The following is a 12,543-nucleotide window of genomic DNA, read 5'->3' as shown; positions in this document are numbered from 1 at the left end:
ATTCTTTGCTCCACTAGAGCGTGAACAGTGTTACATTTTAAGCTGCGCAATGGGTAAGTCTTCCTCTACCCTGTTTTAGTGCGTGCTTATCAAATAGGTGGAACCATTACATGCAAGAAAATCACAAGATCTTAGTTGTTGATGATGATGCACGTCTTCGTGCACTACTAGAGCGTTACTTGTCTGAGCAAGGATTCCAAGTTCGTAGTGTTGCCAATAGCGAGCAAATGGACCGCCTGCTAACTCGTGAAAACTTCCACTTGATGGTTCTCGACTTAATGCTGCCGGGTGAAGATGGCTTATCCATCTGCCGTCGCCTGCGTAATGCGAATAATACGCTACCCATTCTAATGCTGACAGCGAAAGGTGATGAGATCGATCGTATTGTCGGCCTTGAAGTAGGTGCAGATGACTATCTACCAAAACCTTTTAACCCACGAGAACTACTCGCGCGTATCAAGGCGGTTCTTCGTCGACAAACCATTGAGTTACCGGGCGCACCAAGCAGCGAAGAGTCGATCGTTGAGTTTGGTGAATTTCGTCTCAACTTAGGAACTCGTGAAATGTTCCGTGGCGAAGAATCGATGCCCCTAACATCAGGTGAATTCGCTGTACTGAAAGCACTTGTGACGAACGCACGTGAACCAATGTCTCGCGATAAATTGATGAACATGGCTAGAGGTCGTGAATACTCAGCAATGGAACGTTCGATAGACGTACAGATCTCACGTTTGCGCCGTATGCTCGAGGTCGACCCAAGTAAACCTCGTTACATCCAAACCGTTTGGGGATTGGGCTACGTCTTTGTCCCTGATGGTAAAGAAGCCTAACAGTTTCTAGATTTACTAGAGTGCGAGACCCGGTCTCGCACTCTTCGTTTCTACTCCACTAAGGTTGGCGTTATGCGCATTCGCAGCTCATTTACACAATCCATCTTTATCTTTCTTACTCTACTAATCGCAAGTCAGGTCTATTCTTACTACGCCGTGTTCAACTACGCGTTAATGCCTAGCCTGCAACAGTTCAATAAAATCCTCGGGCATGAAATAAACCTAATGCTTGATGACTCGGCAAGCCTCGAGGATGAACTAGCGATGGATGCACCTCTACGCAGACGAGTTTTGGAGCAGCTTGGTGTCACCATCCATGCTGAAGATAGCCCGATTGCTGACGAGTACTACCATGCAGTGTCGATCGACTTGATGAGTGAGGAGATGAGCAATGAACTTGGCTCACCCACAGATGTGCGAATGATGTTGGGTAACGACAGCTATGTGTTATGGATGAAGATCGATTCTCTGCCAGGGTCGCTGTTACGCATTCCCCTCTCCGAACTACAGGAAGAAGACTTCACACCGCTGTTTCGTAACAGCTTGATCATGGCGCTACTTATCGTAGCCGGTGGTTGGTTGTTTATTCGTTTACAAAATCGACCACTTATTGCTTTAGAAAAGGCAGCGAAAGTCGTAGGACGAGGGGAGATTCCACCACCACTTCCGGAAAAAGGCGCTTCAGAAATTCGCTCCGTAACACGCGCATTTAATCAGATGTCAAAAGGCATTCAGGCTCTAGAAGAAGATCGCGCTCTATTAATGGCGGGTATCAGCCATGATCTAAGAACCCCTCTAACCCGCATCCGATTAGCGACCGAAATGATGTCACCAGAAGATAGCTATCTTGCAGAAGGCATTATTAGCGACACCGAAGAGTGTAATGAAATCATCAGCCAGTTCATGGACTATCTAAAGCCCGTGAACAAGCAGTCATTTGTCTCTGTCGATTTGAATGAAATTGCTAACGATGTCGCCTCATCAGAAGGTGGGTATGAAGTACAAATTGAAACCGCTTTGGTTCAACCACTTAAAGAGACGCTCGGCAGCCCTATCGCGATTAAACGTGCCGTTAGTAACCTCGTTGTGAATGCGATTCGATATGGAAATGGATGGATAAAGGTCAGCACCGGCATCACCGCAGACAACAAACTGGTTTGGGTCTGTGTTGAAGATAACGGCCCTGGCATTGAACAGAACCAGATTAGCAAACTGTTTGAACCTTTTACTCGCGGTGATACCGCTAGAGGAAGCGAAGGTACTGGACTTGGACTTGCGATAGTCAAACGAATTGTTAGCCAACATAACGGTTCGGTTATCGTTAATAATCGCAGTGGTGGCGGTTTAAGAGTACAAATCAGTTTTCCCGCCAGCAAATAATCAAAAGGGCAGCGTGAATCACGCTGCCCTTATACATTGTTGCTCGATACCTAGCAGTTACCATTGCCCTTGATTGTTGAAATGGTATTTACCATCACTATCCGCAGGCTCTGGCAGCCACTTGAGCTGTTGTTGTAACGCTTGAGGGAACTCCGCTAACGGCTTAAACCAAGCACTCAGCTTGTAGCTACTCGCCCCAACCTCAGCACTGAAGCCACTTTCAACCTCTTGGCTCTGCTGCTCTCCTTGCACATCAATACGACTCTGCTGACAACTAAATTGTACAATGACCGGCCCGAGATAGAGATCTGCCAGTGGCGTACTCACCACTTGAGTATTCCACACTAAGCTTCCTTGAGCGCTATCGCAATATGGTTGGGCGTAGCGATAGGAGCGAAGATTGACCTCAACCTGACCTTCGAGATCCAACGGTACAGGTAAGCGCGGGATAAACTTAATCATTTCTTCTACGGAAATAGCGGCAATAAGATTTTGCGCATAAAAGCCACTGAAGTCGTAACCAATCACACCTCGACCTTGAAGTGAGAGGTCACTGCCTCTGCCAAAACGAATTTGCGCCTCTAGAGAACCCGCGAGCATCTTAACCAGATTAAACTGCCAGTTGAGTGCCCCATAATTTGTGCCCTGCCATTGAACTTGCTGGGCACTTCCCTGCCATACCGTCCCTTCGATATCAGCTACGCGCAATGCACTTGGTAAAGGCGCATATTGAAGAATGAACTGTGCGGGCATGTGAAACATCGCACTTACGACAAACACGCTACTGATGAATAGACCCGATAGAATGGTTTTCTTCACTCTGTTAACCCCTACCTAACTGCAATCGATTCACTTCGACCACGCCATCTTGAGTGCCTTTATCTACATCCAGAAATACGACCTCAATCCCGTATGTCTCTTGTAAGTAGGCAATCCAGCTAACAAACTGATTGAATGACATTGGCGCAATCCAAACTTGAAATTGCTCTCCACGAGGCTGGACACGAATAAGCTCAACATTAAAACGTTTAACGCTTGATGAAATGGCCTGATTAATTGGCATACTCGACACCGTCAGACCGCCCTGTGCTTTTAGCTTGCTGATCTCATCACCCTTGCTTTGAACCCAAGCCAAAAGCTGTTTCTCACTTTGGATGCGCATCTGTGCATCATCAGCCCTTTGAGCGATGGGTTGTACGATCCCCCAGTAGACACTTCCAAGGACAGCAAAAAAAACACACACAACCACTAAGCGTTGCTCTCGCTGAGAGATACTTAGCCACCACGTTTGTAAGGACGTCAGTAAATTATTCACTCAATACACCTCACAATGGTTTCAAAATAAATGAGCCATTGACTAGGCTCCCAGAGCGGTTAAGTTGCCCTTGCTCAACCTCGAATCGAGTGGCTAACAACTCTGCAGCTTTCTCAAAGGTTTGAAAGTCTTTACTTTGAGCTTGCACTCTTACCTCATTTCTATTGCTGTCGTACTTAAAGCTCACCAGATCCAAAGAGGGCACTTGGCTCAATATTGGCGGTAAGGTGGCAAGGATGCTTAATATGGAATTATCGCGGCCAGACCCTGACATCAATCGTGCTTGCTGTTCCAATTCACGCTTTAAGTAACTGACTGTCGGTATTTTATTTTTGCCTGGCACCAACTGGCGGAAAATACGCTCACTTTCCGCTCGATACGCTGTGGCTTGCGCTTCATAACGCTGTATCTTCTGTACATTGTCGACCACGATGACAGCGAGCAACAATACTGCAGCTACGGCTACCTTCTGCCATGTTTTCCAGTAACGACCAAATGAAGACTTAGGCTTAAGTCGCCCAGTGAGCAAAGTCAGTTTGCTGGCCACGGCTTGTTCAGCAAGTAACTGCATCACCAACTGGGGCTGAGTCTCTTGCCAATCTTGCTCTTCATCCAATTCCAATTCAGGCAAAGCGGAATAGGCCGTTAACGGCAAACACTCATCCTCACGTTTCACCCAGTCAGACTGCGCCACTAGAGCCAACCACTCGCTGTCAATTGATATCCCTGAATACGTCGATTTCTTCAGTAGCCATTGTCCATCAAGTTCAACAGCGGAAATCCCCTTTGACTCGGGCAAAGCTAATACGTCTGGCAGCACTTTTTGAATTTGACAACCAATCGCTGTCAAACGTTGCAGAATATGTGTTAACCATTCGCTATCAACCGCACACACCTGAGCACGTCCGTTACCTTTATGAAAAATGGTAAAGTGGAGCTGATCAACATCTTGTGCCAGCTCATCTTCCATTACGTACGGCAGCATCGCTTCAAGCTGACGACTGGCACCCGCGGGGATCGCGATATCGTTTAGCACTAAGCTCGAAGCAGAGAGCAAAACGATCGTACGTCGGTTTTCCCCATACGGTGCGATATCCGCAATCGCATCTTGGTTCGCAAGCTCGCCACTCGCAATCACTTCCTGCTGTGTCACCGACCATACTAACCATTGAACAGCTAAGGTCGGATTATTGCTCAGTCGAACGATCAGAAACTCGTTCACCGATACCTCCGAAGCGACGGCGAATAACCGTCGCAGTTTCTTGGTTATTACTAAAGAGCAAGCTTCTAACTCTTACTCGGGAGTCATCAACGACGATCTCCACATCCATTTCAAAATAAGCGCTTGTGACGGCAAGGTAACCCTTAGCCTGTTGCAGCACCTTTTCATCAATACCGGAAAAGGCCCCTTCACTAAGCATTTCATCAACCGTCGTCCAACCATCAAAAGGGCGACTATCAAGGAGCTTTTTTGCCTCACTGGTCGCCAAATGTGGATAGAACAGTGCAGACAGCAACTCTGCTTGATCAGGTTGCAGTGTATTCACATTGAGGCGAAAGTCAGACGTAGGTATTGCACACACATAAGGCAATACCTTGTGCACCACCTCACCAGAAGCCTGATTCACCGCTCTCAGCTCAGAGCTATCTGACAACATACTATTGGCCGTAAGGTAAGCCGGAGAGATAGATTCATAGTAACTGTCTTCGACACCTGCAGAGGAATTGCTGACATCATTACTATCCAAATATTCCCACAACGATTGAGAAATCATCTCTGCCTGATAGCTTTCCACCTCTAGTTCCTCGAGCAAACGCTGAAAGACTTCCACTAAATACGGCGAACGGCTGGAACTAGGCTGGTCAGTAGCGGCAGCTAAAGCATTGAGGTTAAAGCAGGCCTGTTTATCAACTAAGCGCCCTTTCAGAGTTCCGTAGTCCAATGGATAGGTTTGTTCCTCCAGAGCCCATGGCTGAGAAAGATTGATGGTATCTGAGTCTCTAAAGCTCTGTTTCAACCCTACTTCAGCCAACGCTTCCGCGCCCACGCTATACCAATAAGCTTGTTGGTAGTTGAGCTGATTGCTCGCGCGCCTAAACTGACCAAACAAACGGTCAGCCATACTCGCAGCGATACTGACCATCACCGCCAAGAGCAACAAAACAATAATCAGAGCCACACCACGCTGCTTACGACCCATCCGCGTTTTGCTCCTCGTCGACCTCTAAAGCACCACCAGCAGTTAGATAGATACGTTCTATTGCTCCGTAATCCTCAAATACCAACTTCACTAGTACAGCTTTCGGCAAGGTATAATTCGTTTCCCAGCGTTCTAACCACTGGTTGCCATCGTAAAAACGTAAATCAAAGGAGTCGACCTTATCAATCAAGGGCATCACTATCCCTTCTTGGCCAACTGGAGTGTCAACGTATCGCCACCACACCCGCTGTAACTCGCCTTCTTTTAATCGATACCCCACTTTGCTCACCTCCCCTCGCGGGAATTGCTGTTGGGGGTTATGCCAGCCAGAGCGCACAAACATTACGCCTTTAGCATCAGAATCAAGTAGGTAATCCTGCCAATGAATCAGCTCTGGAGATGGCTCCTCACCATTGGTGCGCGATTGACGCAGCGCCATTTGGCGAAAATCGTTGTCTATAAAGACTAACGTTCTCTGTAGCGTTTTTAGCCGTTCACTACGTTCAAGTGACAGTTCATTACTGCGCTGAACTTGATTGAGCACCTGATAGGCTCCAATACTCAAACTGGCAAAAATCGCGATAGCGACAAGAACTTCAATTAAGGTGAAACCATGTGAGGAAGACTGACTACTTCGGTACATAGCTTCTTACCGTCACAACGGGTGTTCCTTTTGCACTTGCTGCCACTTTCACGTCAAATGCTTGCAGAAGATCACCCGCTGTAGAAACAGGCTCTACCGACCAAAACCATTCGCGTTCAGCTAACATTTCAGTTCCTTTTTGCTTGCTTGGTTTTCGTCCTGATAGCATCACTTTCGCCATCTGATTGTCTGCGACCATGCTCGCAAAAGTTTTCTCTTCCAAGAAATTGAGCGTATTAATATGCTGGCTAACAGAACGAATCGTCGCTATCGCTGCGGTCGCAAAAATCGCTAATGCCACCAATACTTCCAGCAAGGTAAAACCACGTTTACTCGCCTTCATCACGTTCTCCTGGAGCCAGCAACAGTATCTGCCCACTCTCTTTAACCACTATGTGCCATGCATCACGTTCAGCATCTTTTTGCTGCGGATAAATAGCAACTGATACAGGTGTTATTTCTCCACTCGACATAATGAAGACTCGAGGAGGTGGGCGTTTTTTCTCGTCATCTTGTTCAGCAAACATCTCCTCGTCGAACAAGCTACCTGGCTCAAAAAGTCGCTCTTTATCGCTCCAGACATCCCCCCCAAGTTGCAGCATCAATGCCAATCCCGAGTCCAACTCGGTTTTCTCTGGAATATGTTGTTCATCCAGTTTCTGCCACCCCTTGGAGGTTAAATGCATAAATTGATAGGTCGACTTTTCCTCATTGATGTTTAAGCCGAAATCACGCCCACTTAGCATCGCCTCTTCATTGAGCAGTTGAATGCGATAAAACAGCGCTTGGGCTTGCTTCTTTGCAACATCTTCGGCACTGACAGTCAGTGTTGAAATAACGGCTACGGATGCCAGAGATATCAGCACCAATACCAACAATATCTCTAGCAGAGTAAAGCCTGCGTGACGACGCATAGTTAACCTAACTTGGATGTCTTACTGAAAATCTTGAATATTCCAGTTACCAATATCCGAGTTAGCGCCTTCACCGCCCTCTTGACCATCTGCACCTAAGGTAAAGATATCAATACTGCCGTGGTCGCCTGGGCTTAAATATTGATAGTCGTTGCCCCATGGGTCTGATGGTAGACGTTTGATATAGCCACCATCACGATAATTGCGTGGTTCAGGATTTGATGGCTTCGTTACCAGCGCTTCAAGACCTTGATCTGTTGATGGGTAAACACTGTTATCCAACTTGTACATATCAAGCGCATTCTCTAACGCAACAATGTCAGTAATTGCTTTTTGCTGATCCGCTTTCTCTTTGTTACCCAATAAGTTAGGAACAACAAAGCTCGCTAAAATCCCTAGGATGACGACAACGACCATGACCTCTAATAGAGTAAAGCCTTTCTGAACGTTCATTTTCTTATTCATTTTTTTCTCCACGACAAGCAGCTTCGATAAGCTCAAAGCTATTATGAACTCATTAAATTATTCATTTCTAAAATTGGCATTAACGTCGCCATAACGATAAATAGAACCAACCCAGCCATAAGAGCGATCAGTGCTGGAGTAAAGATCCCTAACGCAATATTCACCGTTGATTCAAAATTTGCATCTTGGTTATCCGCAGCACGTGTCAGCATCGCCTCTAATTCACCACTTTGTTCACCACTGGCTATCATGTGGAGCATCATTGGAGGGAAAAGTTTGGTCTGCTCCAAAGCTCGACGCAAACTTGAACCTTCACGAACATTATCCGTAGCAATTAAGACCTGCTGTTTGACGTAATGGTTCGACATAACATCCACCGCGACCCGCATACCTTCTAAGATAGGGATTGCGCTCGAGGTACATATCGATAATGTACGAGCAAACCGAGAAGTATTCAGCCCACGAGCAATTTTCCCAACCAGTGGCATCGCGATAATTTTTCGGTCCCATTTGAGACGTACATTCGGCTTGCTCAAAGCGTATTTAAACAGATAAGTCATCACAATAACGGCCACAAGAAGTTGTAGCCCCCAGCTCTGAATAAACTCACTTGAAGCGAGCAAAAACTGGGTAGATTGAGGTAACTCCTGACCCATCTGTACAAATTGACCAACGATTTTCGGTACGACTGCCGCGAGTAGGAAAGCGACGATACCGATCGCAAACACCACCAGCACCACAGGGTATATCAATGCCTGCTGTAATTTGGAGCGCATCTTCTGACGATTTTCCGCATAATCTGCCAATCGTTCTAAAACCGAATCCAAATGACCTGACTTTTCTCCAGCAGAAACCATTGAGCGAAACAGATCATCAAATACATGAGAATAATCCGCCAAACTGTCCGCTAAGGTATAACCTTCTGTCACTTTGGAACGCACTGCCAACAACATGGTGCGAATACGAGGTTTTTCTGACTGTTCGGAAACGGCTTTTAAACACTCTTCTAATGGCATACCGGACTGAACAAGTGTCGCCAGTTGACGGGTCACTAGAGCGAGATCAGGTGTACTTAAACCTCGCTTAAACTGAAATAAAGACGGCTGTTCGCTCTTCTTTTTCGCTTGCTGGCGAGTTTCACTCACTTCGACTGGAATCAAACCCTGTTCTTTAAGCCGAGCTCGAACCTGCCGACCATTGTCGCCTTCAATCACGCCTTTTTTGGTTTTGCCTTTAGCGTCGAGAGCCTTATATTCAAATGCCGCCATTAGCTTTCCTTAGTCACTCGCACTACTTCCTCAAGTGACGTAATGCCTTGACGGACTTTACTCAAACCATCACTCCGAATACTTGGAGTATGCTGACGGATATGCTTCTCTATCTCTTGCTCACCCGCTTCACTGTGAATGAGTGCCTGGACATTTTCATCCACGACCAAAAGCTCATAAAGACCAGCACGCCCACGGTAACCTTTAAAGTTACACGCTTCGCAGCCACAAGCTCGATATAAGGTCAGCTCTGCTTCAGGCTCGGTAGCAAACAATTTTTTTGTTTCGGCATCGGGTTGATATGGTTCCTTACAGCTAGGGCATAAGGTTCTAACCAAACGTTGTGCAAGAACCCCAAGAAGTGAAGAGGAGATTAAAAATGGCTCAATGCCCATGTCTCTCAAACGAGTAATGGCACCAATTGCCGTATTGGTATGGAGCGTCGACATCACTAAGTGACCAGTCAAAGACGCTTGAACTGCAATCTGCGCGGTCTCAAGGTCACGAATTTCACCCACCATCACCACGTCAGGGTCCTGACGAAGAATCGCACGCAAGCCTCGAGCAAACGTCATATCAACCTTTGGATTGACTTGAGTCTGACCGATACCATCAATATCAAACTCAATCGGATCTTCGACGGTAAGAATGTTTCGCTCGTTGCTGTTAATCTCCGTCAACCCTGCATACAAGGTTGTTGATTTACCCGAACCAGTCGGACCGGTAACCAGTAAAATACCGTGTGGTCGCTGAATCATGCCGCGAAATGCATCATGATTTGACGGGGTCATCCCTAAGCTATGCAAGTCTAACCGTGTGGCATTTTTGTCGAGTAGACGCATAACCACTCGCTCACCATGCGAAGAAGGCATCGTTGAAACACGCACATCAACCGCTCGACCGCCGATTCTCAGAGAAATGCGGCCGTCTTGTGGTACTCGCTTCTCAGCAATATCAAGTCTAGCCATCACTTTTACGCGTGAGACTAGCAACGGCGCTAGTTTACGACTAGGTGAAAGTACCTCGCGGAGCACACCGTCAACACGAAAACGGATAGAAAGACTCTTTTCAAATGTCTCGATGTGGATATCTGAAGCACCTTCCTTGATCGCTTCACCTAGCATGGCATTAATCAACTTGATAATCGGCGCATCATCTTCAGATTCCAGTAAGTCTTCATCTTGTGGCAAATCTTCAGCCAAGGAGAAAAAATCATCACTATCAGCGCCAATATCTTCCATTAGCTGACGAGCTTCAGAAGAATCTCGTTGATAGGCTTCGGTTAGTTTGCTTTCAAACGCCTCGATACTGATCGACTGCAATGAAAAAGTCTGGGCACAAAAACGCTTCACTTCTAACAAAGCTTGGACTGAAATAGGTTCAACGTAATAGAGCACCATTCCCGCTTCAGTCGGTTCAAGCACTAGCTTGAACCGATTGGCAAAACTAAATGGTAAACGCTTAAAATCCGGCGTAACTGCTACATCCATTACTTGCTATCCATCTGGTCAAGGAAAGCTTGAATCTCTACTGGGTGACGAATTTCTTCACCAAATTTTGGTAGAACCGGAATATGCGCATCATCCATCAGCTTAAGACCTTGATCTGCCTTGTAGAGCTGCTCAGCACGAATAAAGTTGTATTTGCGCTGGGTGATACCATCCGCAGTCATACCATCACGAATAATGGTTGGCTTGATAAACACCATGAGGTTTTTCTTCTCAACCTGTGTGCTGGTTGACTTAAACAGATGACCTAAATATGGGATATCACCCAAAATAGGCACTTTCGACTCACTCTCTAGCGCGCGCTCATCAATCAACCCCCCCAAGACAATCATCTGACCATCTTCAACCATCACAGAAGTATTAAGCTGACGCTTAGCAAAACGTACATCGACAGCACCATTGGCACCCAGTACGTTAGAGACTTCCTGCTCAATATTCAGCTGAACTGAGTTACCTTCATTGATTTGCGGTACCACTTTCAGTTTGATGCCCACTTCTTTACGATCGACCGTTTGGAATGGATTGTCATTGTTCGATCCCGATGTTGAACCAGTCAAAACCGGCACTTCTTCACCAACAATGAAAGAGGCTTCACCATTGTCCATTACGGTAATGCTTGGTGAAGATAGAATATTGGAATTGGAATCAGTCGACACAGCGCTGATCAGTGCTGTCCAGTCGCCCATTACTATGCTCAGCGCGGCACCGTTAACGCCACCCAATGCTGCTGCAAGCGTAGAATAATCACCTTCTTCAGTGGTGGTTTCATTGCGCTGGAAATTGCCGTCGGAGTCATAAACAGCCGTCGTGGTCGTGGTATCTTTCGCTTCTTCCAGACCAACCATCACTTGACCGATCGAGGCGCCAGTATTGCTGTACTGAATCATCGCGCCAGTTTCTAGGTTGCCCCACTGAACGCCAAGATTAACACCATCGCCTTCGGCCATTTCTACGATCAAGGCTTCAATCAGTACTTGTGCGCGACGGATATCAAGCTGGGCAATGACATCTTGGATAGCAATCATAATATCTGGCGGAGCAGTAAGGACCAGAGCATTCGTCTCTGGGTGAGCGGCGATCATCACCTCACCACGCTGAGTACCGCTACCTTTAGTACCCGTCGACTTCTCCGCTTGTAAGTTATCAGACACACCTTTTAGGACATCAACTAAATCTTCCGCTTTGGCATACTTAAGATAAACGACGCGGTTATTACCTTTGGATGCCATTTCAACATCTAGCTGTTGGATAAGCTTTCTCAGACGTTGACGGACTTGGGGATCACCGGAAATTAAAATCGAGTTGGTGCGGTCATCAGCGACGAAATTTGGCTGCAAAAATGCTGGAGTATTTTTGGCTTCCGTCGTTTTATTCAAAGCTTCAACGATTCGCACCATTTCTGCCGCAGACGCGTTCGATAGCTCTACCACCTCGATCTCTTTGTCACCCGCTTGGTCTACACGCTTAATGATGTCAGCCAAGCGATTCACAACCGCTGCGCGTCCAGTAATTAAGATAATGTTCGCTGGATCGTAGTGAACAACGTTACCCGCACCCGCATTGTCGTTCAATTGACGCAACAACGGCGAAAGCTCACGCACCGACACGTTTCGCACAGCAACAACACGAGTAACAACCTCATCACCATTGATATGGCCATCTCCTACAACAGGGACGGCTGACGTTTTCGCATCTTTTGCTTTAATCACTTTCAGAATGCCATTGTCCATTTCAACAACAGCAAAACCGTAGACTTCGAGTACATTGAGGAAAAAGCTGTAATATTGCTCTTCGGTCAACATATCGTAACTACGTACATCAATCTTACCGCGCACAGAAGGATCGACGATGATCGTCTTCTCTAAGTTACGTCCAACTATATTGATAAACTCACTGATGTCTGTGCCTTTAAAGCTGGCACTAAAATCATCAGCTACCGACACTGTTGGTGATACTAGTAAGCTTCCCGCTAAAAGCCATGCGCTTTTTTTAAGCCAATGGTTCACTCTTCACTCCTCG

At 46.6% G+C, this 12,543-nt stretch carries 13 protein-coding genes; 2 read left to right on the top strand and 11 right to left on the bottom strand.

Annotation, left to right across the window (positions count from 1 at the left end; genetic code table 11):
• Positions 1 to 110: 110 nt before the first annotated feature.
• On the top strand, positions 111 to 830 hold the full coding sequence (gene ompR / locus DA100_RS15270; protein ID WP_138972917.1) for a two-component system response regulator OmpR: 720 nt from the start codon (positions 111 to 113) through the stop codon (positions 828 to 830).
• A 72-nt stretch (positions 831 to 902) separates the two neighbouring features.
• Positions 903 to 2,210 (top strand): two-component system sensor histidine kinase EnvZ, encoded by a 1,308-nt coding sequence (envZ, locus tag DA100_RS15265; RefSeq protein WP_138972916.1) that lies wholly within the window; start codon positions 903 to 905, stop codon positions 2,208 to 2,210.
• Positions 2,211 to 2,267: 57 nt separating this feature from the next.
• On the opposite strand, the gene DA100_RS15260 is transcribed toward envZ, so the two are convergent.
• Genes DA100_RS15260 through gspD form a run of 11 tightly spaced genes read right to left on the bottom strand, consistent with a single transcriptional unit; the run spans position 2,268 to position 12,530 of the window.
• Positions 2,268 to 3,029 carry a type II secretion system protein N gene (locus DA100_RS15260; protein ID WP_138972915.1) on the bottom strand — a complete coding sequence of 254 codons (762 nt, stop codon included), beginning with the start codon at positions 3,027 to 3,029 and terminating at the stop codon, positions 2,268 to 2,270.
• Between the two features lie 4 nt (positions 3,030 to 3,033).
• A complete protein-coding gene (locus tag DA100_RS15255; protein WP_138972914.1) occupies positions 3,034 to 3,525 on the bottom strand; it encodes a type II secretion system protein M in 492 nt (163 codons plus the stop codon).
• A gap of 10 nt (positions 3,526 to 3,535) precedes the next feature.
• Entirely contained in the window at positions 3,536 to 4,747 is a 1,212-nt protein-coding gene (gspL, locus tag DA100_RS15250) for a type II secretion system protein GspL (protein WP_138972913.1), read from the bottom strand.
• Positions 4,713 to 5,726 (bottom strand): type II secretion system minor pseudopilin GspK, encoded by a 1,014-nt coding sequence (gspK, locus tag DA100_RS15245; RefSeq protein ID WP_138972912.1) that lies wholly within the window; start codon positions 5,724 to 5,726, stop codon positions 4,713 to 4,715. The genes gspL and gspK overlap by 35 nt, the downstream gene beginning before the upstream one ends.
• Positions 5,716 to 6,369 carry a type II secretion system minor pseudopilin GspJ gene (gene gspJ, locus DA100_RS15240; protein WP_138972911.1) on the bottom strand — a complete coding sequence of 218 codons (654 nt, stop codon included), beginning with the start codon at positions 6,367 to 6,369 and terminating at the stop codon, positions 5,716 to 5,718. Before gspJ ends, gspK begins: the two co-directional genes overlap by 11 nt.
• Entirely contained in the window at positions 6,356 to 6,712 is a 357-nt protein-coding gene (gene gspI / locus DA100_RS15235) for a type II secretion system minor pseudopilin GspI (protein ID WP_138972910.1), read from the bottom strand. The genes gspJ and gspI overlap by 14 nt, the downstream gene beginning before the upstream one ends.
• Entirely contained in the window at positions 6,699 to 7,283 is a 585-nt protein-coding gene (gene gspH / locus DA100_RS15230; RefSeq protein WP_138972909.1) for a type II secretion system minor pseudopilin GspH, read from the bottom strand. The genes gspI and gspH overlap by 14 nt, the downstream gene beginning before the upstream one ends.
• 21 nt (positions 7,284 to 7,304) lie before the next feature.
• On the bottom strand, positions 7,305 to 7,748 hold the full coding sequence (gspG, locus tag DA100_RS15225; RefSeq protein ID WP_138972908.1) for a type II secretion system major pseudopilin GspG: 444 nt from the start codon (positions 7,746 to 7,748) through the stop codon (positions 7,305 to 7,307).
• A gap of 41 nt (positions 7,749 to 7,789) precedes the next feature.
• A complete protein-coding gene (gene gspF / locus DA100_RS15220) occupies positions 7,790 to 9,016 on the bottom strand; it encodes a type II secretion system inner membrane protein GspF (RefSeq protein ID WP_138972907.1) in 1,227 nt (408 codons plus the stop codon).
• Positions 9,016 to 10,506, bottom strand: coding sequence for a type II secretion system ATPase GspE (gene gspE / locus DA100_RS15215; RefSeq protein ID WP_138972906.1), 1,491 nt, complete (start codon positions 10,504 to 10,506; stop codon positions 9,016 to 9,018). Before gspE ends, gspF begins: the two co-directional genes overlap by 1 nt.
• Positions 10,506 to 12,530, bottom strand: a complete 2,025-nt coding sequence (gene gspD, locus DA100_RS15210) for a type II secretion system secretin GspD (protein ID WP_138972905.1) — start codon at positions 12,528 to 12,530, stop codon at positions 10,506 to 10,508. The genes gspE and gspD overlap by 1 nt, the downstream gene beginning before the upstream one ends.
• Between the last annotated feature and the right edge of the window lie 13 nt (positions 12,531 to 12,543).

This window comes from Vibrio sp. Hep-1b-8 (assembly GCF_006124995.1).
In the GTDB taxonomy this organism is placed as follows: domain Bacteria; phylum Pseudomonadota; class Gammaproteobacteria; order Enterobacterales; family Vibrionaceae; genus Vibrio.
The sequence above is the reverse complement of the archived record's forward strand: the minus strand, read 5'-3'. Positions and strand labels throughout refer to the sequence as shown.

Coding starts and splice junctions, on each gene's coding strand:
- gspI (WP_138972910.1), bottom strand. CDS start 6,712: ATGAAGGCGAGTAAACGTGGTTTTACCTTGCTGGAAGTATTGGTGGCA.
- gspJ (WP_138972911.1), bottom strand. CDS start 6,369: ATGTACCGAAGTAGTCAGTCTTCCTCACATGGTTTCACCTTAATTGAA.
- gspK (WP_138972912.1), bottom strand. CDS start 5,726: ATGGGTCGTAAGCAGCGTGGTGTGGCTCTGATTATTGTTTTGTTGCTC.
- gspF (WP_138972907.1), bottom strand. CDS start 9,016: ATGGCGGCATTTGAATATAAGGCTCTCGACGCTAAAGGCAAAACCAAA.
- gspE (WP_138972906.1), bottom strand. CDS start 10,506: ATGGATGTAGCAGTTACGCCGGATTTTAAGCGTTTACCATTTAGTTTT.
- gspH (WP_138972909.1), bottom strand. CDS start 7,283: ATGCGTCGTCACGCAGGCTTTACTCTGCTAGAGATATTGTTGGTATTG.
- gspG (WP_138972908.1), bottom strand. CDS start 7,748: ATGAATAAGAAAATGAACGTTCAGAAAGGCTTTACTCTATTAGAGGTC.
- envZ (WP_138972916.1), top strand. CDS start 903: ATGCGCATTCGCAGCTCATTTACACAATCCATCTTTATCTTTCTTACT.
- ompR (WP_138972917.1), top strand. CDS start 111: ATGCAAGAAAATCACAAGATCTTAGTTGTTGATGATGATGCACGTCTT.